Origin of the sequence: Paracoccus sediminicola (assembly GCF_027912835.1) — a bacterium.
GTDB classification, from domain to species: domain Bacteria; phylum Pseudomonadota; class Alphaproteobacteria; order Rhodobacterales; family Rhodobacteraceae; genus Paracoccus; species Paracoccus sediminicola.
In genome coordinates this window covers 109,043-133,306 of sequence record NZ_CP115769.1, presented here as the reverse complement: position 1 = coordinate 133,306, position 24,264 = coordinate 109,043, and the positions used below count along the sequence as shown (strand labels likewise).

The 24,264-nt window shown below is 62.4% G+C and carries 24 protein-coding genes and 7 pseudogenes; 16 read left to right on the top strand and 15 right to left on the bottom strand.

The genetic code is table 11. From position 1 onward, the window contains the following. Positions 1–272 precede the first annotated feature (272 nt). The 3 genes and pseudogenes from tnpC to PAF18_RS16310 all read right to left on the bottom strand — a co-directional run bounded on the left by tnpC (position 273) and on the right by PAF18_RS16310 (position 2,664). Positions 273–1,829, bottom strand: a pseudogene (tnpC, locus tag PAF18_RS16320) (IS66 family transposase). A 54-nt stretch (positions 1,830–1,883) separates the two neighbouring features. Then, positions 1,884–2,237: an IS66 family insertion sequence element accessory protein TnpB gene (gene tnpB, locus PAF18_RS16315; protein WP_090525691.1), complete on the bottom strand. Its 354-nt coding sequence runs from the start codon at positions 2,235–2,237 to the stop codon at positions 1,884–1,886. 79 nt (positions 2,238–2,316) lie between these two features. After that, the gene (locus PAF18_RS16310; protein ID WP_143025716.1) at positions 2,317–2,664 is read right to left on the bottom strand and encodes a transposase; all 348 of its coding nucleotides are present in this window, start codon (positions 2,662–2,664) and stop codon (positions 2,317–2,319) included. Between the two features lie 164 nt (positions 2,665–2,828). Between PAF18_RS16310 and PAF18_RS16305 the strand changes: the two genes are divergently transcribed. Continuing rightward, entirely contained in the window at positions 2,829–3,857 is a 1,029-nt protein-coding gene (locus tag PAF18_RS16305) for an IS110 family RNA-guided transposase (protein ID WP_090525767.1), read from the top strand. A gap of 457 nt (positions 3,858–4,314) precedes the next feature. Further along, positions 4,315–4,649: pseudogene (locus tag PAF18_RS16300) on the top strand (transposase); the annotation flags it as partial. A 385-nt stretch (positions 4,650–5,034) separates the two neighbouring features. Here the strand turns inward: PAF18_RS16300 and PAF18_RS16295 are convergent. From PAF18_RS16295 to PAF18_RS17525, 4 genes are all read right to left on the bottom strand, one after another. Then, entirely contained in the window at positions 5,035–5,595 is a 561-nt protein-coding gene (locus PAF18_RS16295; RefSeq protein WP_090525110.1) for a type 1 glutamine amidotransferase domain-containing protein, read from the bottom strand. 303 nt (positions 5,596–5,898) lie between these two features. Continuing rightward, positions 5,899–6,603, bottom strand: a complete 705-nt coding sequence (locus tag PAF18_RS17560; RefSeq protein WP_434802270.1) for an IS3 family transposase — start codon at positions 6,601–6,603, stop codon at positions 5,899–5,901. A 147-nt stretch (positions 6,604–6,750) separates the two neighbouring features. Beyond that, complete coding sequence (locus tag PAF18_RS17555) at positions 6,751–7,026, bottom strand: transposase (RefSeq protein ID WP_434802269.1); 276 nt, start codon at positions 7,024–7,026, stop codon at positions 6,751–6,753. A 126-nt stretch (positions 7,027–7,152) separates the two neighbouring features. Beyond that, positions 7,153–7,299, bottom strand: coding sequence for a helix-turn-helix domain-containing protein (locus tag PAF18_RS17525; RefSeq protein ID WP_353620701.1), 147 nt, complete (start codon positions 7,297–7,299; stop codon positions 7,153–7,155). A gap of 173 nt (positions 7,300–7,472) precedes the next feature. On the opposite strand from PAF18_RS17525, the pseudogene PAF18_RS16285 reads away from it, so the two are divergent. Both PAF18_RS16285 and PAF18_RS16280 read left to right on the top strand, forming a co-directional pair. Next, a pseudogene (locus PAF18_RS16285) lies at positions 7,473–8,052 on the top strand (recombinase family protein). Continuing rightward, positions 8,052–8,360: a hypothetical protein gene (locus PAF18_RS16280; protein ID WP_090525115.1), complete on the top strand. Its 309-nt coding sequence runs from the start codon at positions 8,052–8,054 to the stop codon at positions 8,358–8,360. The pseudogene PAF18_RS16285 and the gene PAF18_RS16280 overlap by 1 nt, the downstream one beginning before the upstream one ends. Before the next feature lie 178 nt (positions 8,361–8,538). Here the strand turns inward: PAF18_RS16280 and PAF18_RS16275 are convergent. Further along, a pseudogene (locus PAF18_RS16275) lies at positions 8,539–8,655 on the bottom strand (IS481 family transposase); the annotation flags it as partial. 89 nt (positions 8,656–8,744) lie between these two features. Here PAF18_RS16275 and PAF18_RS16270 point away from each other — a divergent pair. After that, a pseudogene (locus tag PAF18_RS16270) lies at positions 8,745–9,190 on the top strand (transposase); the annotation flags it as partial. Here the strand turns inward: PAF18_RS16270 and PAF18_RS16265 are convergent. The 3 genes and pseudogenes from PAF18_RS16265 to PAF18_RS16255 all read right to left on the bottom strand — a co-directional run. After that, positions 9,188–9,358, bottom strand: a pseudogene (locus tag PAF18_RS16265) (helix-turn-helix domain-containing protein); the annotation flags it as partial. The pseudogenes PAF18_RS16270 and PAF18_RS16265 overlap by 3 nt on opposite strands. A 272-nt stretch (positions 9,359–9,630) precedes the next feature. Next, a complete protein-coding gene (locus PAF18_RS16260) occupies positions 9,631–10,353 on the bottom strand; it encodes an extracellular catalytic domain type 1 short-chain-length polyhydroxyalkanoate depolymerase (RefSeq protein ID WP_090525117.1) in 723 nt (240 codons plus the stop codon). Positions 10,354–10,379: 26 nt separating this feature from the next. Further along, positions 10,380–10,586: pseudogene (locus PAF18_RS16255) on the bottom strand (helix-turn-helix domain-containing protein); the annotation flags it as partial. Between PAF18_RS16255 and PAF18_RS16250 the strand changes: the two are divergent. From PAF18_RS16250 to PAF18_RS16240, 3 genes are all read left to right on the top strand, one after another. Continuing rightward, entirely contained in the window at positions 10,510–10,839 is a 330-nt protein-coding gene (locus PAF18_RS16250) for an SDR family oxidoreductase (RefSeq protein ID WP_271118242.1), read from the top strand. The pseudogene PAF18_RS16255 and the gene PAF18_RS16250 overlap by 77 nt on opposite strands. 19 nt (positions 10,840–10,858) lie before the next feature. Next, entirely contained in the window at positions 10,859–11,134 is a 276-nt protein-coding gene (locus tag PAF18_RS16245) for a catalase family protein (RefSeq protein ID WP_218132556.1), read from the top strand. Positions 11,135–11,248: 114 nt separating this feature from the next. Beyond that, on the top strand, positions 11,249–12,220 hold the full coding sequence (locus PAF18_RS16240; RefSeq protein ID WP_271118190.1) for a type IV secretory system conjugative DNA transfer family protein: 972 nt from the start codon (positions 11,249–11,251) through the stop codon (positions 12,218–12,220). Between the two features lie 129 nt (positions 12,221–12,349). Here PAF18_RS16240 and PAF18_RS16235 read toward each other — a convergent pair whose 3' ends face one another. Next, on the bottom strand, positions 12,350–13,069 hold the full coding sequence (locus PAF18_RS16235; protein WP_271118189.1) for an SDR family oxidoreductase: 720 nt from the start codon (positions 13,067–13,069) through the stop codon (positions 12,350–12,352). 133 nt (positions 13,070–13,202) lie between these two features. Between PAF18_RS16235 and PAF18_RS16230 the strand changes: the two genes are divergently transcribed. Together PAF18_RS16230 and PAF18_RS16225 are read left to right on the top strand one after the other, a co-directional pair. Then, complete coding sequence (locus tag PAF18_RS16230; RefSeq protein ID WP_271118188.1) at positions 13,203–13,763, top strand: TetR/AcrR family transcriptional regulator; 561 nt, start codon at positions 13,203–13,205, stop codon at positions 13,761–13,763. A 123-nt stretch (positions 13,764–13,886) separates the two neighbouring features. Beyond that, positions 13,887–14,519, top strand: coding sequence for a tyrosine-type recombinase/integrase (locus PAF18_RS16225; RefSeq protein WP_271118187.1), 633 nt, complete (start codon positions 13,887–13,889; stop codon positions 14,517–14,519). Positions 14,520–14,823: 304 nt separating this feature from the next. On the opposite strand, the gene PAF18_RS16220 is transcribed toward PAF18_RS16225, so the two are convergent. Continuing rightward, entirely contained in the window at positions 14,824–15,714 is an 891-nt protein-coding gene (locus PAF18_RS16220) for a LysR family transcriptional regulator (protein ID WP_271118186.1), read from the bottom strand. Positions 15,715–15,798: 84 nt separating this feature from the next. On the opposite strand from PAF18_RS16220, the gene PAF18_RS16215 reads away from it, so the two are divergent. Together PAF18_RS16215 and PAF18_RS16210 are read left to right on the top strand one after the other, a co-directional pair. Continuing rightward, the gene (locus PAF18_RS16215) at positions 15,799–16,857 is read left to right on the top strand and encodes a zinc-binding alcohol dehydrogenase family protein (RefSeq protein ID WP_271118185.1); all 1,059 of its coding nucleotides are present in this window, start codon (positions 15,799–15,801) and stop codon (positions 16,855–16,857) included. After that, the gene (locus PAF18_RS16210) at positions 16,857–17,270 is read left to right on the top strand and encodes a nuclear transport factor 2 family protein (RefSeq protein WP_271118184.1); all 414 of its coding nucleotides are present in this window, start codon (positions 16,857–16,859) and stop codon (positions 17,268–17,270) included. The genes PAF18_RS16215 and PAF18_RS16210 overlap by 1 nt, the downstream gene beginning before the upstream one ends. Positions 17,271–17,653: 383 nt before the next feature. Here PAF18_RS16210 and PAF18_RS16205 read toward each other — a convergent pair whose 3' ends face one another. Both PAF18_RS16205 and PAF18_RS16200 read right to left on the bottom strand, forming a co-directional pair. Further along, positions 17,654–18,256 (bottom strand): recombinase family protein, encoded by a 603-nt coding sequence (locus PAF18_RS16205; protein ID WP_271118183.1) that lies wholly within the window; start codon positions 18,254–18,256, stop codon positions 17,654–17,656. Between the two features lie 519 nt (positions 18,257–18,775). Beyond that, positions 18,776–20,167 (bottom strand): hypothetical protein, encoded by a 1,392-nt coding sequence (locus PAF18_RS16200; RefSeq protein WP_271118182.1) that lies wholly within the window; start codon positions 20,165–20,167, stop codon positions 18,776–18,778. A gap of 260 nt (positions 20,168–20,427) precedes the next feature. Here PAF18_RS16200 and PAF18_RS16195 point away from each other — a divergent pair, with 260 nt between their 5' ends. From PAF18_RS16195 to PAF18_RS16180, 4 genes are all read left to right on the top strand, one after another. Then, entirely contained in the window at positions 20,428–21,483 is a 1,056-nt protein-coding gene (locus PAF18_RS16195) for a C4-dicarboxylate TRAP transporter substrate-binding protein (protein ID WP_271071062.1), read from the top strand. Between the two features lie 124 nt (positions 21,484–21,607). Next, positions 21,608–22,114, top strand: a complete 507-nt coding sequence (locus tag PAF18_RS16190; protein ID WP_101500522.1) for a TRAP transporter small permease — start codon at positions 21,608–21,610, stop codon at positions 22,112–22,114. A gap of 1 nt (position 22,115) precedes the next feature. After that, positions 22,116–23,453, top strand: coding sequence for a TRAP transporter large permease (locus PAF18_RS16185; protein WP_271071064.1), 1,338 nt, complete (start codon positions 22,116–22,118; stop codon positions 23,451–23,453). A gap of 8 nt (positions 23,454–23,461) precedes the next feature. Beyond that, positions 23,462–24,262, top strand: coding sequence for an IclR family transcriptional regulator (locus PAF18_RS16180; protein ID WP_271114197.1), 801 nt, complete (start codon positions 23,462–23,464; stop codon positions 24,260–24,262). Positions 24,263–24,264 lie beyond the last annotated feature (2 nt).

Genomic DNA, 24,264 nt, shown 5'->3' with positions numbered 1-24,264 from the left:
ACGCGCTTTTTGCTGAGTATTGCCACCGGCGCCTCAGCATGGGCCTCTGGCCATGCGCAGCCCCCGCCCTTTGGCGTGCGCTGACGGTTTGGTTCCGTGCTGCCGCGCGTGGCTCCGGTCCCGGCTGCGCCGCCCTTGGAAATTCACCGACCCGGTTCGCCGCCTGGCAAGGCTTCAGGAGAGGGCGCGCTGCGCGCTTCTCGCCTGAAACCTCCGACCATTATGGGGTTCCTTAGGCTCTGTTTAAGCGTTCGCAGGACATCACGGTCGGCTTAGCTTGACGGTTTGAAGTTCCATGGCAGCAGGTCGTCGATGCGGCTTTGCGGGTGGCCGTTGGCGATGGCTGTCAGGGTTGCCTTGAGATAAGCGAAGGGCTCGATGCGATTGATCTTGCAGGTCTCGATCAGCGAGGCAATGCGGCCTCAGGCGATGCCGCCTTCGTCGTGGCCGGCGAAGAGGGCATTCTTGCGATTGAGGGCAATGGGACGGATCAGGTTCTCGACCCTGTTGGAGTCGATCTCGACACGGCCATCGGTCAGGAAGGTTTGCAGCCCGTCCCAGTGGTTATGGATATAGGCCAGTTTTTTGCCCAAGCGGGATTTGGCGGAGGACTTGCGGCGCTGGGCCTGCAGCCAGTCGCCGAAGGTGGCCACCAGCGGCGCGGTGCGGGCTTGGCGGGCTGAGAGGCGCTGGCCGGAGGAGACGCCGCGGATATCGGCCTCGACGGTATAGAATTCGGCAATGCGGCGCAGGCCTTCGGCGGCGATCGCTGATCCGTCGCGGTCGAAGACCTCCTTCAGTTTGCGGCGCGCATGCGCCCAGCAATGCGCCACGCGAATGGGCGCGCCGCCCTTGCGCGAGGGTTTGGTCAGTCGATTGTAGCCGGTATAGCCGTCGACCTGCAGAATGCCGTCGAAGCCGGTCAGGAAGGTTTCAGCACATTCGCCCGCGCGGCCGGGGGCGTAGAAGTAGACCACGCCGGGCGGGTCCTCGCCGCCCCAGGATCGGTTATCTCGGGCGAGTGCCCAGAGATATCCGGTTTTTGTTGCTCCGCGCCCCGGATCCAGCACCGGGGCGGTGGTTTCATCCATGAACAGCTTGCCGGATCGCTTCAGATTCTCGGCCAACCGGTCGACGACGGGCTTCAGATGGAATGCAGCCTTGCCGACCCAATCGGCCAGCACGGCACGGTGCAGATCAAGCCCCGCCCGCGCCAGGATCTGGCTCTGGCGATACAGTGGCAGGTGATCGGCATATTTGCTGGTCAGGACATGAGCGATGGCACCTTCGGTTGGCAGCCCGCCCGCGATCAGATGTGAGGGTGCCGGGGCCTGCGTCACGCCGTCGGTGCAGGTCCGACAGGCATATTTCGGGCGCACGGTGACGATGACGCGCAACTGGGCCGGCACGATGTCCAGCCGCTCACTGCGGTCTTCACCGATCCGATGCATGACACCGCAGCCGCAGGGGCAGATCAGGCTGTCAGGCTCGATTACCTCTTCAATGCGCGGAAGGGCGGCAGGCAGATTGCCAATGGTGCGCTTGGGCGCGGACTTGGTCGTCCCGCCCCCTGCTTTGGGGGCACGGATTTCCTTTTCCGCCTCAACCTCGGCCAGCGCGATGGACAGATCCTCGAACGCGAGCTGCCGCTCGTCCTCGGACAGCTTTTCCGACCGCTTGCCATGCAAGGCCTGGTTCAATTCGGCGATCAGATGCTCTTGCCGCCGGGTGATATCCTTGAGCGCCGCGACCTCTTCCAACAGCGCTTGCACCGCCGCGCGTTGCGCGGACGGGATGGCGGAAAGATCAAGGATTGCTGCGGTCTGCATGCTCGAGAACTATCAGAAACGCTTGGCAAAAACACGCAAAACCAAGCGGCTGATTCACTCTGCCGCAGCCGGTGGACGGGTTTCCAGCGCTTTGACGCGGCGCCAGTCCAGACCGGAAAACAGCGCCTCGAACTGGGCATGGTTCAGCGCCATCATCCCGTCCTTGATGGCGGGCCAGGTAAAACTCGCATCCTCCAGCCGCTTATAGGCCATCACCAGACCCGTGCCGTCCCAATACAAGAGCTTCAACCTGTCCGCCCGGCGCGAGCGGAACACAAAGACCGTGCCGGTAAACGGATCCTTGCGCAGCACCGATGACACCAGTGCCGCCAAACCATCATGGCCCTTCCTGAAGTCGACGGACTGTGTCGAGACCAGAACCCGCACACGATTGGAGGGAAACATCATGACCGCAATCCGATCGCCAGCATGATCTCGGCAATGCTTGCGGCAGGCGTGGCGCTATCCAGCCGGATGATCATCTCGCCTACAGCAATCTCGATGGCTCCAGTATCTGGCGCTTCGGACTTGCCCGACGGACCTGAAAGAACCGGAACAGGGGGGAAAGGCCCGGGTCAGGCAGCACGATCGGCGCAAAACAAAGGCCGTCATCCTCGTCTGCAGGCAAAACCAAGCGGCCATCCCGCGCCCGACCGCGCCATTCCGACAGATGGTTCGCCCGAAGCCCATATCGCGCCGCGACCGCGTTAACCGTCGCCCCCGGCTTCAAGCTCTCGGCCACGATCCGCGCCTTGATCTCATCCGGCCAGCGCCGCTGCCCGTTCGCTCGGATGTCTACCCCATAGTCCCTGAGAAACTCCACCGTAGTCGCCATCGCGAAACTCCCGCACAATCTCCGTCAGGCGCGAAATCTCAGACCGTGTGAAAACAAGGAAGGTGGGGCACAGGCGCCGCTTACGGCTCTGATGATGTGACCGCCCCCCGACGGCATCTGATGTGCCAAGGTGGGTCTTCAACGATCCACAAATGGGAGCGGTCATGTCGGAGATTATCACGGTCGGGCTCGATCTGGCGAAGAATGTGTTTCAGGCGCATGGTGCTGACGTCTCGGGGCGAGCAGTTCTGCGCAAGAAGCTGAGACGGGATCAGGTGCTGGAGTTTTTTGGACAGGTCCCGGCCTGCGTTGTGGCGATGGAAGCCTGCGGCGGCGCTCATTTTTGGGGTCGTGAGATTGCCAAGCTGGGCCATGACGTTCGGCTGGTCCCACCCGCCTACGTCAAGCCTTTCGTGAAGCGGCAGAAGAATGATGCGGCCGATGCCGAAGCGATTTGCGAGGCGGCATTGCGGCCGACGATGCGCTTTGTTCCGGTGAAGAGCGAAGAGATCCAGGGCGCGGCCATGGTGTTCCGCGTGCGTGAGCTTCTGATCCGGCAGAGGACACAGGCAATAAATGCGCTGCGCGGTCATCTGGCCGAGTTCGGGGAGATCGTGCCACAGGGGGCCGCGAATGCATCGAAGCTGATTGCTCTCGTCGAAGATCCGGAATGCACTCTACCGGCCGATGCCATCCCTGTTTTGAAGGTTCTGGTCTCGGCGCTGGCGCAGTTGGAGGAAGAGATCAGCAAGCTTGATGCCGAGATCGCTCGTCGCGCCAAGGAGAACGACGTGGCGCGGCGACTGATGACGGTGCCCGGCATCGGCCCGCTGATCGCGACGGCCATAGCGACGCTTGCGCCGCCGCCCGAGACTTTCCGTAAGGCTCGAGACTTTGCGGCATGGCTCGGGCTCACGCCCCGGCAGCATTCGACCGGTGGCAAGCAGCGGCTCGGAGCCACAACGAAGATGGGCGAGCGGTCCCTTCGCCGCCTGCTGATCATCGGCGCCAACAGCGTCATCATCAAACGTCACACCCATCGTGCGGCACAACCCGGCACATGGCTGGGTAATCTGCTGACACGTAAGCCACCGATGCTGGTGCGGGTGGCGCTTGCGAACAAGATGGCACGCATCGTCTGGGCCTTGATGGCCCGCGGCGGCGTCTACCAGTCTCCGGCCGCAGTGGCATAAGCACACCAGCGGTCGCGAGGACGTCGGAGCGCAGGAGGGCTGAGAGCAGTTTGGCGCAATAGTCGTGAGACGGGATCGGGAGAACCAGTGTGCAACAGAGTGCCTTCGAGCACGCGGCTTTGATCTGGACCCGACCTGCGAACACCATACGGGCCCGCGGCATGACCAAGGCCGCAACAGAGGCCGGATACATGTCAGCACCCGGTGACGCGCCAGCAGCAGCTCCGAAATTACCTCTTGCGCAAGGGGCGGTTATACATGTTGCACAATTCGGCTGATGGCCAAGGCTCCCCTTTCCCCGGACGGACTTATCCCGCGGCTTCCGTGACGGGTGTGCCGAGCGCGGTGTAGCCGTTCAGGAGGGCGATGCGGACCTGGAGTTCGGCAACCTGACTGGACGTGCATCGGTTCTGTTCCGGTCTTCTGAGAGCGATGCTCTCACCAAAGGAGACAGGATATGGCAGCGACACACAGCGCGGAATTCAAACGGGATGCGGTTCGCATTGCACTCATCAGCGGCCTGACACGGCGTCAGGTTGCGTCTGATCTAGGGGTTGGGCTTTCGATGCTCGGCAAGTGGATCCGGGCGATTTCCGATGAGGCGAAGACGCCAGAACCTGACGGCGATCTTCTCCGCGAGAATGAACGGCTTCGGAAAGAAAACCGTATACTGCGCGAGGAGAGGGAGGTGCTAAAAAAGGCGGCTCAGTTCTTCGCGGCTCAAAAGCCGTGAAGTTTCAGTTCATTGCCAACTATCTGGGCAGCCTTTCGCGCAGCCATTTCTGTCGCATGACCAGCGCCGCATCCGTCGCGTCTGTTCCCGTCATCGCTGCCACAAGATTTTCTGGCATGTTGTCATGGCCATAGCACCCGCCCGCATGTTCGGAATGACCGAAGCCCCGGCGACACGGGGCGATCACGCGAAAACCGCGCCTCAGTCGGCGCGGTTGTCTGCTGTTTCTACATTTCATGTCCGAGTGGCCGACCCTGCATCACCACACCGTCCGTGCCGCCGCCTTCGACGTGAATGCGCAGCTCCGTTCCGTCTGCTACGGTGACGTGCGACATCGGACATTTTCCGGCCTGCAGGGTCGCTCAGGCGTTAGTTAGGTCATCTCACCATGGAAAACCGCGGTAGTACGCCCGTGGTCGTGCGAACGGACTGTAATGCCGGATATCAGGCGGAACTGCGCTCGTGGCGGCCCTCTTTCACTTCCTCGATGATCTTGGCGCAAAAGGCATCGAGATCGCCGGGATTGCGCGACGTGATGAGCGCCTGATCGGTGACGACCTCACTGTCTTCCCAGATGCCGCCGGCGTTTTTCACATCGGTCTGGATCGACGCGTAGGAGGTTACATTGCGACCCTCGATCACACCCGCCTCGACCAGCAGCCAAGGCGCATGGCAAATCGCGGCCAGCGTCTTACCGCTGTTGAAAAAGTCGCGCACGAAGCCAACGGCCTTCTCATTGGTGCGCAGGATGTCGGGGTTAATCTGTCCGCCGGGCAGCACAAGCGCGTCGAAATCCTCAACCCGCGCATCATCGAGGGCAAGATCGACGTCGATGCTTTCGCCCCAGTCGTCTTCGTCCCATCCCCTGATGGAGCCGCTTTCGGGGGAAATTACGGTGATCGTCGCGCCCGCCTCTTCCAGCTGCCGTTTCGGTTCGAACAGTTCTGACTGCTCGAACCCATTGGTGGACAGAATTGCAATTTTTGCGTCTTTGATGTCGACCATGTCGAATTTCTCCGTTCGGTTTCGATACGTGATTCCGACATCCACACCGCACGGGGCGTCGGTGTCGCAGTATCGGAATGATCGTTCCAAATATAGAACCGTGTCGATATTGCTCTGGTTCCGAACGGGCGGAAAAATCAGTCGAGCAGGGCTTCGCCGGTCTTCAGCACCGTACCGGCTTCTGCCTTGTCCCTGCCTGATTTGCGCATAAGCGTTGCGCCATAGGCCAGCGACACCAGCGTGAAGTGGTCCTATCATTTCGGACAGGTTTGCAGCGTTTCTAAGGTGTATCGGGTTTAGGTTTCATGCTGCTTTTTGCTCTTCCAAGCCGGTCCAATATGCGTCGTCTGGCGTCCGCCGATCAAGCCCGGAATGGGGCCGCTTGGTGTTGTAGAAGGCCATCCAGTCCTTAACGACGCGCCGCGCCTGGAAGCCGTCGGTGATTTCCTCAAGGTAGATGGCCTCTTGTTTCAGGCTTCGCCAGAGGCGCTCGATGAAGATGTTGTCGAGGTAACGGCCGCGCCCATCCATCGAGATGCGCACGCCTGCCTCGGTCAACGTCGCGATCCAGGCTGATCCCGTGAACTGCGACCCTTGATCTGTATTCATGATCTCCGGTGGGCCGTGTTTCGCGATGGCCTCGTTCAGAGCCTCGACACAGAAGTCGGCATGCATCGTGTTCGACAGCCGCCAGCTGAGCACCTTGCGCGTGGCCCAATCCATGATGGCAAGCAGATACAGGAAGCCGTTCTTGACCGGCACGAAGGTGATATCCGCACACCAGACCTGGTTGGGTCGGTCGATCTGCATTTTCCTCAGCAGATACGGATAAACCGGGTGCTGCGGATGCCGCTGGCTGGTTCTGGGGCGCTTGTAGATTGCCTCCAGCCCCATCTTCGCCATCAGTCGGCGCACGCGATGGCGGCCCACGACGGTGCCTTCCCCGGCGCAGATAGGCCGCGATCTGGCGTGACCCGAAGAACGGATACTTCGTGAACACGCGGTCAATCTCTTTCATCATCGCCAGCGTCTCGGCATCAACACCGACCGGCGTGTAGTAGAACGCCGACCGGCTCAGGTTCACCAGCTTGCATTGCCGGCTGATGCTCAGTTCGGGATGGTCGCGCTGGACCATCGACCGTTTCTTTGCCGGGCTCACCTCTTGAGCCCTTCCGACAAAAAATCGTTCTCCACCGCCAGCCTCCCGATCTTGGCGTGAAGCTCCTTGACTTCGGCTTCGGTCGGGCCGCTTTGCTTGCCGCCCGAGAATACGTCCGCCATGCCCTCGATGGCCTGCCGCTTCCACGTGCTGACCTGGTTAGGGGGCAGCTGATGCTTCGCCGCGATCTCCTGCACGGTCTTGTCCCCACGCAGCGCTTCCAACGCCACCTTGGCTTTAAACTGGTCTGTAAAGTTCCGGCGCTTCGCCATTCTCGTATCCCTTCAAAGGTTTGGGATACACCTTAGCCGACTGTCCAGATTCCTGGGACCACTTCAGCGCACGCGCCTTGGCGCGGATCGCGGGATTCGCATGTTCGCCACACTTTTATTTGTAAATCAACATTTTAGCCCGTCTAGACCTTCCAGCCTGTAGCGCGACAGCCAGCGTTGCGCCGTCGGGATCGGCAAATCGGCCGCGCGGGTGGCAGCGACCAGAGAAACTCCCTCTTCCAGATGAGACTGCAGAGCGGCGAACCGACGCATCGCTTCACCCATTCTGTTTCTCCAACCTGTCCGTAAGGGGATCGTTGAAGGGACGGCCAGCTTGCCCCTGAACCGGCCAGTTGAAGGCCAGCAAATGCTGGCAGGCCAAAATCTCAGATGAATGGTCCGATAATTTTTGCAATGAGGGGGCGGCTACTGTTACAGATCAGGACATGACACAGATTTTGATCGGCTACGCCCGCTGTTCCACCGACAAACAAGACCTTGCTGCGCAGAAGGGCATCCTTGTCAGCTTCGGAGTTGCCTCCGATCGCATCTACACCGACCACGGCTATACCGGCACGAACCGCGCCCGCCCTGGTCTGGATCAGGCGCTTGCAGCTTTGCGGGAAGGTGACACGCTTGGTGCCGAAGCTGGACCGGCTGGCGCGTTCCGTTCCCGACGCCCGCGACATTGCCGACAAGCTGGCCGCGCGCGGGATCAAGCTTCAGCTTTGCAGCGCCATCTATGACCCGACCGTCCCGATGGGCAAGCTGTTTTTCAACATCCTGGCAACCTTTGCCGAGTTCCAGGCCGACCTGATCCGAATGCGGACGCGCGAGGGCATGGCTGTGGCCCGAACCAAGGGCAAGCTGCGCGGTAAAAAGCCGAAGCTGTCAGAGCGCCAGCAGCAGCTGCGGCGCATGTATGACACCGGGGAGTATTCCATCAGTGATTTAGCAGAAGTGTTCTCGATTCCGCGGCCGACCGTGTATCGCACTTTAGGCCGTCAGGCGCCGACGGCGGCGTGATGTCAGATGATCCAAAGCCTCCACGTCCGCCCTCGCTGAAAAGCGAGACCCGCCAGACTAACTGGCGCCGCACGAACCTGCCGAAGTATCAGGCCCACCTTGCCGTTCAACGGGCGCTTATGTCCGGCGCCCTTGAAAAGCAGGGCTGCGAGGTCTGCGGCGCAGCCAAGGTCGATGCCCACCACGACCGATACGACGAACCCTTGAACGTGCGTTGGCTATGCCGCAGCCATCACGTCAAGCTGCACCATTACGGCGAGGATATGTTTCCCATTGGTCGACAGCAGGCGGGATTAGAGGGCGAGTGAGAACAGGATGACGGTACGGTCTGTTGATTGGGAGGCACTGCGCGATCAGTGTGCAGAGGTGCTGTGGCGTGAGGTTTCAGCGCCCCAACTTCCAAACTTCTGCCGCCGTATCGGCCTTGCTCCTGAAAAAACGCAGGCAGAGCCAATGAACAGCAAGCGAGCCTATGTAAAATCGCTTCTAGGTGTTCAGTCCCGGCATCTGGTGGATCGGATCGACGATGAATCTGTCCGGCTCTGAAGTCCAGACTTTGCAGATGTATTCCTAGGGCGTGAGACCGCTGAGCGTCTTCAGCCTGCCATGTCCCCCGTCAGCGGCTATGGCACAGATTTGAGGTTGTGATTTGAGGAGGATTTGGGCTTCGTCGTAGTGACGAAGGAACGAAGATGAAGCCCAAATCCTCCAATTCAAAATCGCCGACCAAGCCCCCTGCAGAGCGGGTGGTCAAGGACATCCGGCGTCAGACCCGCCGCCACTTCTCGGCCGAAGACAAGATCCGCATCGTGCTTGAAGGTCTTCGCGGTGACGACAGTATCACCGAGTAGTGCCGCAAAGAGGGCATCGCGCAGAGTCTGTACTACAGCTGGTCCAAGGAGTTCATGGAGTGAGGCGTGAGCCGCCAGTGGTTCAAGGCCACGCTGAACGGCAAACGCCGCCTGGCCGGGGACACCGCCCGTGCGGCGACCTCCGGTGACGTGCAGGACTTGCGCCGCGAAGCCCGTGCGCTGAAGGAGTGCGTGGCGGACCTGACGCTGGAAAACCGCTTGCTTAAAAAAAGCATGATCGCGGATGGGGGCGACGACGAATGAGGTATCCCGCATCCGAGAAGCTTGGGCCCAGTCTTCAGATCCTCGACCGTCTCGCCCTTACGCCATTTCGCCACGGTCTTCGGATTGATCCCAAACTCCTGGCTCAGTTCCGCGATCGAAGCTTGCGATCGCTGTATTGCTGCTCGGATGGCGTGCGTGGTCGTAGCGCAGCCGTGAGGAACTTGTCCCATAGTGCTTCCTTCCATTCCGACGAATGGATCGCACCATCAAACCGTGGGATCAAACACCTAGGCGTTTGCTACGCGCGTGTCACGATAAAAGACTAGTGACGGCCAGGGTCGATCAGGGCTCATTCCAGACCGAAGATACGGTGTAGCATCATATGATATAATACCTTAGTCAACGTCGGGTTGATGTTGTGGGGGGCGTGGCGGAACGAAGAATCAGTCATGCAAACACCAAACCATCGAGTATCATCACGACCTTGGCCGTGTTTTCAGCGCTAGCGAGAACTGATCTCACTACGTGCAACATCAATTTCGACCACTTGCGTAAAGAATCGCAGCATCTCGCCCGTGGCGTCGGGCCCAAGCGGATCGGTATAGGAGCCTGCGGGATCGCCGCCGAACCACGCATGGCCGGCCTGCTCGACGCGCCAAAGTTCCGAGCCATCGCTAGCGATTAGGCGCGACCAGGTGCGGCCATTGCCTTCGTGCCGGGTCTCGATGCCTGCTCCGCTGACCAGCCGGTCGCCATTTATAGGGGCGACGGTCGTATCCGCCAAGCCGTGGAAGACAATCATCGGCCTCCGCTGCGACCGGGGTCCGTCTCGGCCCTCGCCCCGCATGGCCGCGAAGGCCGAGACGATATCGTTGGCCGCGCCAGCGGGAAGGCCGGAATGCACGCCCGCCGCGGCAAAGAGATCCGGATAGGCTTCGGCCAAGATCGCGGCCATCGCGCCGCCAGCGGATAGGCCGGCGACAAAGGCCCGATCGCTCGGCAGATCGAACTCGGCCAGCAAGGCGCGCGCAATTCCGGCCAGAATTTCCGGCTCGCCCTGGCCGCGGGCCTGATCTTCCGGGCGGAACCAGTACCAGCAAGATTGCATGTTATGGGCGCGCGACTGCTCAGCATAGGCGACGATATAGCCGTCTTTCTCGGCGGCCTCGTTCATTCGCGTGCCGTGCGCGAAATCGTCGGGCGTCTGCGTGCAGCCATGCAGCATCAGCACGAAACCACGAAACCCTTCGGGTCGACAAGACGCGCGAGGTGACGACGCATCGTTGAGCACGGCATCCCATTCAGGCGCTCACAGATCGTCTTGTTCGAGGGGAAGACTACCATCTCGGCGTTCCCGCCAAGTGCATCGTCTGGAGAGAAGCTGAGGAGTCCCTGCAAAACGGTCAAATCACGTTCTGACACGCCAAAGGCCGCTTGCGCCTTGGAGAGCTCGCGCAAGGGGTTCTGCGAAGAAGCGGTAAGCCGGACCCTCGAGAGGTTCGGCAGGTTTGACGTGTTGATCTGCAACGCCGCCGAACAGCATGCGCGGGAAGAGGGCATAGAGATATCCGAAGAGCAGCGTTTCCGCACGTGCCGGACGAACATCGGCGGTCATTTCTACATGGTGCAGGCGGCATTGCGCATCTTGAGAAGGGTGCATCCATCATCTGCACGACCTCCGTCACCGCCTATCGCGGGCAGGACCTGCTGATCGACTATGCGTCGGTGCCGTGCCGGGATCTCCGACACAGGATGCGCTTAGAGAGTGGCAACTCGACCCGCACGAGGACGAGGACGGCTTTCGCCACGCCTCGACCAATTACTTCCGCGATCACGAGGCGGTATTCGAGCTGAAGGTCCAGCTCTGGAGGAACGCAGAGACGCAGCCGATCGAGGACGCCTTGGTCGAGTGGCCGTCACAGGGCAAACAGCATCGCACCGTGGCCAAGATTCGCAGCCCCGCGCGGGAAGCCTACAGCTCGGCGCGCGCCAGCTATTTCCGATGAAGTGATGACCTTCCGCCCAGCCCACAGCCTGGCCGCCCATCGGCCGCTCGGGTCGGTGATGCGCGCACGGCTTCAGGTCTATCATGGCTGTCCCCTTTCGCCACCGCAAAAACCGTGTTCCTGAAGGGCGCGGGCCTAGGTCTCTGGGTGAACCCGAAGGTCGATCGCGTCACCAGCGGCAATGACTTCAGCTGGTCGACACTCCGGATGAAGCCCCAATCCGTCTATATCGTCGTCAACAGCGACGATATCACCACCCTCGCACCGCTGATGCGCCTGCTGTTCGGTGAATTGATCGCCACCCTGAGGTCGTCGCTGCCGAACCCGAAAACCGAGCCCTGGCCGGTGCAGATCATCCTCGACGAGTTCGACCAGTTGGGCAAGATGCCCATCGTCGTCCAGTCGCTGAAGCAGCTGGCTGGGCACGGCGGGCGCGTGTCGATCATCACGCAGTCCATCCCCGGTCTCGACAATATCTATGGCGAAAATGATCGCCTGTCGGTCGAATCTGCGGCAGGGATGAAGCTCTTCATCAGTCCGAACGAGAAAAAGACCGCTGCCGAGGTTTCCGAGGCTCTGGGCAAGACAACCCGCCTTTCGGTCAGCGACAGCCTGTCCTCAGACGGCCGTGGCTTCCGCAGACGGTCCGTGTCGCGCCGGAACGAAGAGCGTCCGCTGATGAGCCCGGACGAGGTCAAGAAACTCGACGCCTCGAAGGTTATCCTGATCCCCGAACGGCAGAACCCGATCCTGGCTGATCGCATCGTCTATTACGAAGACCCCTATTTCTCGAAGATCATGGCGGCGCAGTCCGGACCGCTGCCCTATCCCGACGAGCGGCATCAGATCAGGTCGATGCGTCACGAGATCGAGAAGCTGCAAGGCCAGGTGGCGCAGTTCCGGCCGCTCGCCTATGCGCCGCCGGCAGGCATCACCGCAAAGGAGATCATCGCGGAGGTCGAGGCTGCCCAACCTGCCCTGACGGATGCCGAGGCACGGGAATCACTGCGGCCATCCGACAAGGAGGCCATCAGGAAAGCGTCGGATTTCAGGAAGAAGATGAAGGCGAAGGTTCCCATCGAATGACAGTCCCGGCCCTGACCTGCCGTTCAGTCCCTTGCCGATCGCCGCGGTGCAGCTTCACTAGACCGGCCATTCGTCCATCGCGCAGCATCATCGGAGGATGAAGGTCGGCAGGGCGGACTTTGCTTCCATTCACCAGGGCGTTGCGCCAGTCGGCTCCACGAAGCGACCGCTGGCATCGGCCGTGAGAGCATACTCGGCGGGCAGCCGGGCGCCTTCCTCTGCCGTCATATCACCAAATCCGGTTAGGTCGGTTTTGACGAAACCAGGGCTGACGGAGTTCACCTTGATGCCTTCACCCTTCAGCTCTTCATGCAGCTGAATCGTCAGCATGTTTAATGCCGCCTTGGAGGCATTATATCCGATGAAGCGCTGCGAGTAGTAGGGCGCATCCGGATCGGCATTCTCGGTCAGGGAGCCCATGGAACTTGACAGGTTCACGATGCGAGCCTCCGGCGCGGCGCGCAGCAGGGGCAACATTGCCTGGGTCACCGCCAGCGCACCGATGAAGTTGATCTCCATCACCCGGCGCACCGCTTCAAGAGAGGCATTGCCGGGCGCTGCGTCGCCAAAATCAAAGACGCCGGCATTGTTGACGAGGATGTCCAATCGACCGAAACGCCCCTTGATCGCCGCAGCAGCGGCAGCGATGGTCTCGGCGTCGTCAAGGTCAAGATGGAGGCTTTCGGCACTGAACCCGTCGTTCATCAATGTCGCGGCAGCGGAGTCCCCCCGCGCCTTGTCGCGGCTTCCCAGCAGGACATGAACGCCCGCCTCACCCAGCTTCCGAGCCGTTTCGAAGCCGATTCCCTTGTTGGCGCCGGTGACCAGCGCGATGCGTTTCTGGGTCATAAGTCTTTCCTTTTGTTCTGGTAAGCCAGATATATGAAGGAAGATTCAGTTTTGGGATTCGCATATGTCCGAGCATTCAGCAAGCGCACTCAAGCCCAGGAAAACACCGTCACAATCGCGGTCACGTGTGACTGTGGACGCGATATTCGAGGCGACGATTCAGGTTTTGCTGAAGCAGGGCATGGCTGGCCTGACAACCACCTCGGTTGCAGAGCGTGCCGGCGTCTCGGTGGGCACCATGTATCAATATTTTCCGAACAAGCATGCCCTTGTCTATGCGTTGAATGAGCGGTTCCTCACCAGGCTGGCGGAAAAAGTGGAAGAGACCTGCGCACGTATGGCGGGGCGCCGGGCTTGCGAGGGCGCCGAGGCCCTGATCGACACCTATTGGTCCGTGAAGACTGAACGGATGGAATTGACCCACGCGCTCTATCGATCCGTGGCAGAGCTGGACAACGACGCGCTCGTGCATGACTTCGCCGCGCGTGTCGACAGGGCAACCGAGGGAATGTTTCGCGCCTGCCCGGATCTGTCCACCGGAGACATTGACCAGATCAACTTGTCTCTGACAGCTGTGATCTACGGCACCGTCCGCAATGCCTTCGAGCGTGGGCTGGAACAGGACAAGATTTCGGCGCTGAAATCCGATCTCAAGGCGATGTGCCGCGCCTATCTGGCATCTGTCAGAAAATGAACAGGCACCCGAGACTTGGTCTACTTTGGCCTCGAAGCGGATCTTTGCCGCAGATCGATGGTATGGTTGGGCGTCGGCGAAGTTCCGAAGACGTGGTGGGACCGGTGGAGTGGAGGAACCGCCATGTCTACCGCCAACCTGCCAGCAATCCGTGCCTGCCGTCCCGCTTGGAACAAAGGGCGCATCGTCGGCCAGAAACGTCCGCTGCAACCGAAGCATGTTTGGGCGATCAGGGTCCGGCTTGAGATCGCCCATCGGACGCGAGAACTGGCGCTCTTTAACCTCGCCATCGACAGCAAATTACGTGGCTGCGACCTGGTGCGGCTCAAGGTCGCCGACGTCTACGCGGCGGGGCAGGTCAAGCACCGCGCTTCGATCGTTCAGAGCAAAACAGGCAGGCCCGTCAGCTTCGAGATTACCGAAGGGACTTGCAAGGCAATCGAAGCTTGGCTCGAATCCCCGTTAATGGTCGGGTCGAAGCATCTCTGGCCGGGACGGTTTCATGAACGGCTTCACATTTCGACGCGGCAGTATGCTCGCCTCGTCCGGGAATGGGTGGTCTCTATTGGTCTCGAGCCGAGCGCCTACGGCACCCATTCTATGCGCCGCACCAAGGTTGCGCAGATTTATCGAAAGACCGGCAATCTTAGAGCAGTTCAGCTATTGCTTGGCCATACGAAGATGGACAGCACCGTGCGTTACCTCGGCGTCGAACTTGAGGATGCGCTCGCGATTGCAGAGTCGGTAGAGATTTGAGCGCCAGGGGCCGGTCCGTCGCGGCCGGCCCATTGCCGTCACTCGCCAGGCCCTCGTGACGCTGCGGCGCGGCCCATCGAAGCTGCCGTTGGTGCGTCTTGCAGCATTTCAGTGAAGATACACGTTGGCAGCGCTGACGGAGCGAGCTTTCGCAGCGCCTCACCAATGACCGCTCCGGAGTTTTGTCAAAAGTGGTGGAGCTATCGTTGGGGATAAGCCGTTAAGTTCTGGTCTGCAATGCGGTTCACGTAAACTTGGCGCTGTTTAGGCCGGAGAATTTGGCTGTGAATCGATGCAATGCCCTTCACCCGAACCGATCCAATTCCTTGCCAATGAATCCGTCAAGGTGGTCGGCTACCTGCCGCACGCGCGCCGAGCGGCGGATATCAGGGTGCATCACAAGGTACAGTGGGCGGGGCTCGAAGGGATCATCGTCTGGAAGTTCGATCAGATCGGGCAGAGCGCGCGCAGCAAAGCGTGGCAGCAGCGCAAGACCTAACCCGGCGCGAGCACTGGCAATCAGTGTCGCCATGTCGTTGCTGCGCAACCCGATACATGCGGTCTCGGCATCAGCTCGCAGTTCCAACCAACGGGCTTGGGGCAGGTCGGGCAGGCTGTCATCAAAACCCAGGTATACACGTTTCGTCGGCGGCAACGCGATCTGGTCGGGACGCCCGTATAAACCATAGGCCACCGATCCGAGTCGGCGGATAACCAGATCCGGACCGACGACCACGCCTATCCGCAGGGCAATATCAGCCTCTGCCCGGTCCAGGTCGCTGGCCTGCCTTGCACCAATCAGAATTGGCACCAAACCCGGATGCGTCTGCCTAAGTGTCGTCAGCCCCGGCGCCACCAGCATCGCCAGCAGTACCGGGGGCGCCGAGATACGAACCTCGCCAGTCAGCGCATCGAGTCCCGCAGCGGCCCGCGACAAGGCCGCGACTTCGCGCTCAACCGCTTCGGCCTGCGCCACAAGCCGCGCTCCCTCCGGTGTTGGTCGCCAGCCTCGCGGCAACCGGTTGAACAAGCGCAGCCCGAGTGTTGCTTCGAGCCCGCCTATCCGGCGCGAGACGGTTGAATGCTCGACCCCCAGGACCCGGGCCGCAGCCATCAGGCTGCCCGCACGTACGAGCGCCAAGAAGAATCTTAGATCATCCCAGGCCAGCGGATCAGTCTGATTATTTATGCCCATATCATGCCAATTTTTTCCGACTTTCGGACAGAAATACTCGAACTATCTTCACCGCCAATGCAAGAGGTAATCCGAGGATAATCCATGAAGGCAATTGGAGCATGGCGGGCGCTACCCGCTAGCGAGCCACAGTCTTTGGTCGACCGAGACCTGCCGGCGCCGCTCCCAGAGGCCGAGGACCTCTTGGTTCGGGTCGAGGCAATTTCCGTTAACCCCGCCGATGCCCGGGTGCGGATGCGCAAAGTGGCTGACGACACCTTTGCCGTTTTCGGGTGGGACGTGGCAGGCACGGTGATCGACATTGGAGCCGAAGTGACAGGCTTTTCCCCCGGCGACGCTGTTTTCTATGCAGGCGATTTGACCCGGCCTGGCGGCAATGCCGAGTTGCACATTGTCGAGGCCGCACTCGTCGGTCATCGGCCCAAAGGGTTGCGCGCTGCACATGCCGCGGCGCTGCCGCTGACGGCGCTGACCGCGTGGGAAGCACTCTTCGAACGGATCGGCTTGCCTGAACCCGGTGGAATGGCAGAAATCGATGCTCCGGCAAGAACCCTTTTGATCGTCGGCGGTGCCGGAGGGGTTGGGTCAATGGCAATCCAACTCGCACGTATGGTGCCTGGTCTGACTATCATCGCCACTGCATCACGAGATCAGTCGCGTGATTGGTGCCTGAAGCTTGGCGCGGATGCAGTGATCGACCATTCGGGCGACATGGCCGCAGAGCTGTCTGCACGCGACCTGCCAGCGCCGGACCTGATCCTTTTGGCCGCCGACCCCGACGCGCACTTCCCTGTCCTTGCGACGATGCTCGCGCCGCAGGGGCGCATCTGCTGTATCGTTCCGTTTGACACACCGCCCGACATGAATCTGCTGATGCAGAAAAGCGCCACGCTGACCTGGGAATTCATGTTCACGCGGTCCATGTTCGCCACCCCTGACCGGACACGGCAAGGCGTCATCCTAAACCATGTGGCGACCTTGATCGACGACGGACGATTGCCCCCCGCCACGCCGGAAATTCTCGGTTCGATCAACGCTGCCAACCTGCGCGCGGCCCATTCCCGGATCGAGGGCAAGCGTACCATCGGCAAGCTGGTGCTTGCCGGATTTCCCCCGACCACAATCAATCAAGGAGTTTCCTGATGACCGATGTAACACAATCCGCCGCCCAGGTTACCCAAGCCTTCCTCGCTGCGGTCTTCTCAGATGCGATGGAAACTGCCATGGCCCTAGTTTCGCCCGACGCGGTCTTCGTGTCGACCAATCCGCGAAGTAATCCCGGCAATCCGATGCACGGAACATTCACCGGCCATGACGGCGCCGCCGCGTTCTTCGCTGGTTTTGCCGAGGTACTGGAGCCGGGTGATTTCGACGTGATTGCGGCGTTTGGAGACGAGACCCATGCCGCGCTCTACGGCACACTGGCGCACACCGTGCGTGCGACTGGCAGGCCTTTCGTCAGCGATTGGGCCCTGATTACGAGGGTCGAGGACGGTAAAATCGCGCTTTACCACTTCTACGAGGATACCGAGGCGCTGACCGAAGCCATGCGTTGATTCACTTGGGCGGACCTGCGGGTCCGCCTCTAAACTGATCCAGTGCGGTGGAAACGGACATTCATGCGATGCGCAGCAACGGTCGATCTGGGCTCGAACCGGACTCTCGCCGCAAACCGCATGAATGTCGGCTTCGGGCCCGATCACGACAAGCACGCCCATGCTGCCACTGCGAAGCCTCCTACGACCAACGCGGTCAGTTTGGGCTCGGAGCGGGCTTGCGGTCGCGCAGAACAAACGTCGACCTTGGTCCGCTCCGAATGTCGGCTTCCACCTTTTTTGAGCCATCGGCTTGTCGCCGCAGCGAACTTCCGGTTCCCGCCCTTCGGGTTGCCGTAGCCGTGCCCGCGGGGCGCTTATTGCACAGGCGCAGTGACGATCCTCTACCGCGCGGCTGATGAGGCTCCATCGGCGCCCGGTATCCGCTGCAGGACGCGATACACGGTCGGCCGCGAGACGGCGAACAGCTCCGCCAGATCGGTGATCGAATAATCGCCCGTGTCATACATGCGGCGCAACTCCGTCTGACGGCGATCCGAGAGCTTGGGCTTCTTGCCCTTCAGCTTTCCTTTGGCGCGCGCAACCGCCATGCCTTCCCTGGTGCGCATGCGTATCAGGTCAGCCTCGAACTCGGCGAACGTGGGCAGGATGTTGAAGAACATCCTGCCCATCGGATCGGTCGGATCGTGGACCGATGCTCCCAATGCCAGTTTGACCCCGCGCGTCGCCAACTCGTCGGCGATGGCGCGGGCGTCCGGGACCGACCGCGCCAGCCGGTCGAGCTTCGGGACGACAAGCGTGTCGCCTTCACGGACTGCGGCCAGGGCCTGCGCGAGACCCGGCCGCTCCCGGTTGGTGCCCGTCAGGCCATGATCGGTATAGATCCGGTCTTCCGCCACATCGAGATCGAGGAGCGCGACCCGCTGCGCGGCGAGGTCCTGCTTGTCGGTCGAGCAGCGGGCGTAGCCAATGCGGGTCTCTGACATGGGTGCCTCCTGGTCATGACGAGGCCGCGCACAGAGCGGACCGTGCCCGAATGTAACACTAAAGGCCCCATCAATGATACCATAAACGTACCAATCAAATGAGAATGACTTCCGCCATCAAACGCAGAAATCTACAGGGAGCCGCGCCGCATTCTCAGACCGTCCGGTGAACCATCCCCTTGCGGACGGGAAGACCATCATGACGGAGGGACCGGAGGATGGGGCCGGACAGGGCGGACGCCGCCCGCCGCATGGCCCTGCGGCGCCCGCACCTCCACCATCAAGGGTGGCAGCCGGGGCGGGCCTCCCGATGCGGACCGCGCGCCGCTGGCCGGCCCGCGACCGGGCGGATGGGCCGGCAGGCCCTGCACGTCCGATCCGGCCGGAAGCCGGGACGCGCATCTTCCCGAAGGAGATGGTCGAACTGATCGAGGGTCTGGCCCTTCTCGATCCGCAGCCCTCGGTCGCCAGCATCCATCGCGCCGTTGTCCAAGTGGCAGAAGAAAAGGGGGGCGAGCCTCACATCAGGCCCGATTGCACGAGCAGCGCCATCCCGATCGTCCACAGGGCCAGCCCTGACAGGCAGTAGAGCCCGTTCCAGCGGAAGCCCACGACCGCCGCGGGCCGTCCGACCAATGCGCCGGCATAGACCACCGTCGTCATCAGCGGCGTGAAGCCCATGACGCAGCTCCAGGTTCCCGCAAGGCACAGCGCCGCGGCCGCATCGCTCAGTCCCGGCACGTCCAGTTGCGTCACGAGGCCGCCCAGGACGGAGGCCGTGATGATCGGGTTCACCCCTGCCGTGGCCAGCGCGAACATGGAGAGGTTGAGCAGGACGACCATCTGCCAGGGGGCCCCGATCAGCGCGGCGACCAGCGCCTGCACCCGGTCGATCGGCAGCAGTTCCAGCGCCAGCACCGACAGAAGCCCCGCCGAGGCGAAGACGCCGATCTCGGCGGCGGCCAGGGGAAAGCGCCGGATCGTCCCGGCGGTGGCGCGGCGCATCGCGGCACCCGCGCGGCCCGGACCGCCGCGCCCGATCCGCGCCGCCCAAGCCAGGCTGTAGCCCGGCACGGCGATCAGCAGCGCCTGCTGGAACTGCAGCCCGGTGGCCGCGTGCAGCCCGAAGACCAGCCCAGCCAGCAGCGCCACATGCATCACCAGCAGCGCAACCCCGCCCCGGTCGGCGGCATCCGGTCGAGGGGCTGCCCGCGACGTAAGCGGGATGTGCGGCGCCCCCGCCCAGTCCAGAAACCAGCCCCAAGCAAGGAACAGCGCCGCTGCCAGCAACCCCGCAGGCCCGATGTCGGCGTATTCCAGTTCGGGCATCGCCAGCAGCAGGGCGTTCAACCCAAGCCCGATGGGCGACCAGAGCGGGGCCAGCGCAAAGCCGCGCAGCACGGCTGTCGTTATCCGGCGCAGCCGCCATTCCCGCAAATCCGGGGGCAGATGCGCGCTCGTTTCCTCCAGCGACCGCCGCGTCATGTCCAGCAGCAGCGCGATGCCGCCGAGATTGATCAGGACGCCGAAGACATGGCCGCCGAAGTTCATTGCCAGATAGCGCCGGCCGGGCGGGCGGGTCGTGAGATAGCGTCCGGCGCGGACGACCTCGGGTGCCTCCGAGGCAACCACCCGCAGCGCGCCCAGAAGCGCCAGCAGCGCTGCCAGGAAAGCCATCCGCTCAAGCCCCCGGGACAGCGTCTCAATGTCGATGCCGCACACCATTGCCGCGGCCAGCAGCAGGGCGCAAAGGCCGACGGTCAACCACGTGGCGATAGTAAACTGCCGCCAGCACAGGACAAGAAAGACCGCCAGCGCCGCGCCGGCGGTCAGGCCGATGGCGGCAGAGTGGATGAAGATGCCGGCAAGGGACGCCAGAATGACGACGATGATGCAGCCCTGTGCGACCAACGTGCGGGCAGAGCGTTCCGGCGGGGGAAAAGGCTGCATTCAGGCGGGCGTCCGGGCAGCGGGCGTGCGCAGCCGGCCGCAGTAGAGCCAGGCATCGTGGCCGGAAATGAAGACGACGCCCTCTCCCGCCAAGTTGAACACGACTCTTTATCCTTTCTGCGAAGCCTCCGCGCCACTCTCGCAAATTTTCTCGAGGCGACGCAAGTTTGTTCCATTGTATGGCACAATGTGCTACTAATTGGAACGGGAGGAGAATCATCATGCGCTTTCTGACGACAAGTTTCCTGACCCTCGGCCTGCTCTGCTCGGCCTCGTCCGCGGCGATGGCCATGACGCTGATCTACGGCGAGGCCGGTCCCAACCGCGGCGTGCGCGCCGAGGCCACGCAGTGGTTCGTCGACCAGGTCGCCGAACGGACAAACGGCGAACTCACCATCGACGTGAACTGGGGCGGCGCGCTGTTTTCCGAGAAGGTCGCCGTTCAGTCGATCCGGGATGGTGTCGCCGACATGGGCTCGGTCATTGGGGTTTATTTTCCGCAGGACATGATCGCCTATGGCCTGGCCGACCTGCCGATTCCAAACCCCGATCCTTGGGTGGGAATGAAGGCCACTGACAAGCTGATGCGCGAGAACGCGCAGATCAGGGAGAACCTGGCCAGCCAGAACCTGGTCTATATCGGCACCTATACCACATCGGCCGTGCAGGTCGGGTGCAAGGGCGCGACCATCGAGTCGCTGGACGACGTCAAGGGTCTGAAGATCCGCGGCGTCGGCGCCTATGGCAAGGTTTTCCACGACCTTGGCGCGACCCCGGTCGACATGTCGGTCTACGAGGCGTTTCAGGGGCTGGACACGGGCCTGATCGACTGCACCCAGACCTATCCCTATCTGGTCGAGGCGCTGAAGTTCGACGAGGTCTTCGACAGCTATACCGAGCTGGATTTCGGCCAGATCGGCGCCCTTGGCATCATGATGAACAAGGACAGCTTCGACGCGCTGACGCCCGAGCAGCAGACCGCGATCATGACCGCGGGCGAGGGGCTGGCCGATGAATTTGCCCGCATCCTGACCGACGCCAACGCCCGCTCTGTCAAGATTCTGGAAGATCAGGGCACTCCAGTCCTGAAGATCTCGGACGAGGATCGCGCGCGTCTGGCCGAAGGCGGCAAGAAATATGTCGGCGAGTGGATCGAGCGCGCGAATGCTGCGGGTCTCGACGGTCAAGGGCTGGTGGACGAATACACCGCGCTGATCGTGGAATACACCAAGCAGCGCGACGAGCAGGGCTATCCCTGGGCGCCCAAGGCCAACTAAGCCCCGCCTGACCTGACAGAAGCGGGCGCGCCGATCCCCACGCGCGCCCGTTTTCCGGCCCGACCGCCATCGGTCCCGGCCATCCCTTGATCGAACCCGTCCGACCGGACCCGGAGGTGCGACCATGAAGGCCATCGAACGTATCCTGCTTGAATTCGCGGTCGTCTCGACCCTGGCGCTGACGCTGGCGATCAGCGCCAATGTGATCGGCCGCCAGTTCTTCGGCTGGAGCGTGCCCGACATCGTCATCATCGTCCGCGAGCTGATGATCCCCACCATCGTCTTTCCGCTGGCGGCGGCCACGGCCAGCCGCGCCCATATCGCCGTCACCTTCGTCACCGACCGCATGTCGCCGCGGATGCGGGGCCGGCTGATCGTTTTCGGCTGGATCATCGCGCTGCTGGCCGTGCTGCCGCTGATCTATGCCAGCTGGCGCAACCTTGCCGGATCGTGGCGGTCGAACGAGTTCTATGACGGGCTTCTGGGCATCCCGCGCTGGCCCATGAAGCTGGCCTTTCTTCTGGGCCTTGTGATCATGACGATCCGGCTGGCGCTGGTCGCGCTGGAAGACGCGCTGGAACTGCGCCGCACCGGGACCGTCACCACCCACACCGAAGAGGAGTCCGTCTGAGATGGATCCAGCAACCATCGGACTTGTCGCCTTCGGAATGGTCATCGTGCTGCTGGCGCTGCGCGTGCCGATCGCCTTTGTGCTGGCCGGCGTGGCGACCGTGGGCACTTTCCTGATCTATGCCTTCCGCAGCGGCAGCTTTGCCCCGGAACGCGCCATCAACCCGACCTCGTCCATGGTCGTGAACAGCTTTTTCGAGCTGATCCACTCCTATGACCTGTCTATGATCCCGCTCTTCGTGGCGCTGGGCAACATCGCCTATCACACCGGCATCACCACCCGCATCTATGACGCGGCCAATGTCTGGCTACGCCGGGTGCCGGGGGGCGTCAGCGTCGCCTCGCTGATGGGCTGCGCCGGGTTCTCGGCCATTTCGGGGTCGTCGATCGCCTGCGCCTCGACCATGGGGCGGATCTGCGTGCCGGAGATGCTGCGGCTGGGCTATAACCCGCGGCTCGCCACCGCCTCGGTCGCGGCGGGGGGCACGCTGGGGTCGCTGATCCCGCCCTCGGTGCTGTTCATCCTGTATGGCATCTTTACCGAGACCTCGATCAGCAAGCTGTTTCTGGCCGGCATCCTGCCCGGTCTTCTGACGCTGGGGGGCTATGTCATCGTCGTCTTCTGGTGGGTGTCGCGCGATCCGTCCGCGGCGCCGGTGGACCCCACGCCGCTGGTCCGGGGGGCGCGGCTGCGGGCGGCGGTGTCGGCCTGGCCGGCGCTGGTGCTGTTCACCGTCATCATCGGCGGCATCTATGGCGGCATCTTCACCGCGACCGAGGCGGCGGCGGTCAGCGTCCTGCTGACCATTCTGATCGGCTTCGCCGAACGCTCGCTAAGCCTGCGGTCCATGTGGATCGCGATCCGCGAAAGCCTGATCCAGACCGCCGCCATCTTCCTGATCGCCGCCTGCGCCAAGATCTTCGTGTCCTTCGTCGCGCTGACCGGGGCGGCGGGCATGGTGTCGCAATGGGTGGCCGATGCCGGGCTGTCGCCGCTGCTGCTGATGGTGGCGATCTCGGTGCTGTATATCTTTCTGGGCATGTTCCTCGACCCGGTGGGGATCATCGTGCTGACCTTGCCCTTCGTGATCCCGATGGTCGACAATCTGGGCATGGACCTGATCTGGTTCGGGGTGATCGTGGTCAAGCTGCTGGAAATCGGGTTGATCACGCCGCCTGTGGGCCTGAACGTCTTTGTCATCGGCAACGTCACCGGGCGGGATATCACCGTGGACCAGATCTTTGCCGGGGTGATGCGCTTCCTGGCGATGGATATTGTGGTGCTGGCCATCCTGATCCTGGTGCCCGCCATCTCGACCCTGATCCCGAACGGCTTGTGAGGCAGGCGATGACCGAGCAGAACGATCCCCGCTTTGCGACCACCCTGGCCCGGGGGCTGTCGGTTCTGCGCGCCTTCCGCGTCACCGATGACGGGTTGAGCAATGCCGAGATCGCGCAGCGCACGGGGCTGCCGAAATCGACCGTCTCGCGGCTGACCTTCACCTTGCTTGAGCTGGGCTATCTGGTCCAGTCGCCCCGCGACGACCGGTTCCGGCCGGGGCCGACGCTGGTCGCGGTGGGCCATGTCGCGGCGGCCTCGCTGTCCTTCCTGGTGCCGGCGCATGAGCTGATGCAGGATCTGGCCGACGATACCGGGACGCTGGTCGTGCTGGCGGTGCGCGACGCCGACAAGCTGGTGCTGATCCGCACCTGGCGGCCGCGGCGCGTGGCCTCGATCTGGCTCGAGGTCGGGCAGCGGATTCCCTTGCAGCCCTTCTCCTCCTGGCGGGCCTTCATCGCCGCGACCAGCCCGGCCGAGATCGAGCGCATAGCTGACGAGCTTCTGCCGGACGCGCAGGCGCTGCACGCGATGATGGACCACCGGCCGCAGGCGCATGACGAACTGGCGCAGCGCGGCTTTGTCTCGACCCCCGCCGGCGGCGGGACGTCGGCCGCCTATAACGCCGTCTCGGTGCCCTTCCGCAGCAGCAATCTGGCCGAGCCAGTGGTATTCACCTGCGGCGCGTTGCCGCGCGAGGCCCCGATCGAGCGGATGGAGAGCGCGGTCGGGCCGCAGCTCGCCACCGCCGTCCGCACCCTGGAACGCTTGACAGGACAGGCCCCCGGCCTGATCCGCATGGAGGCCTGACC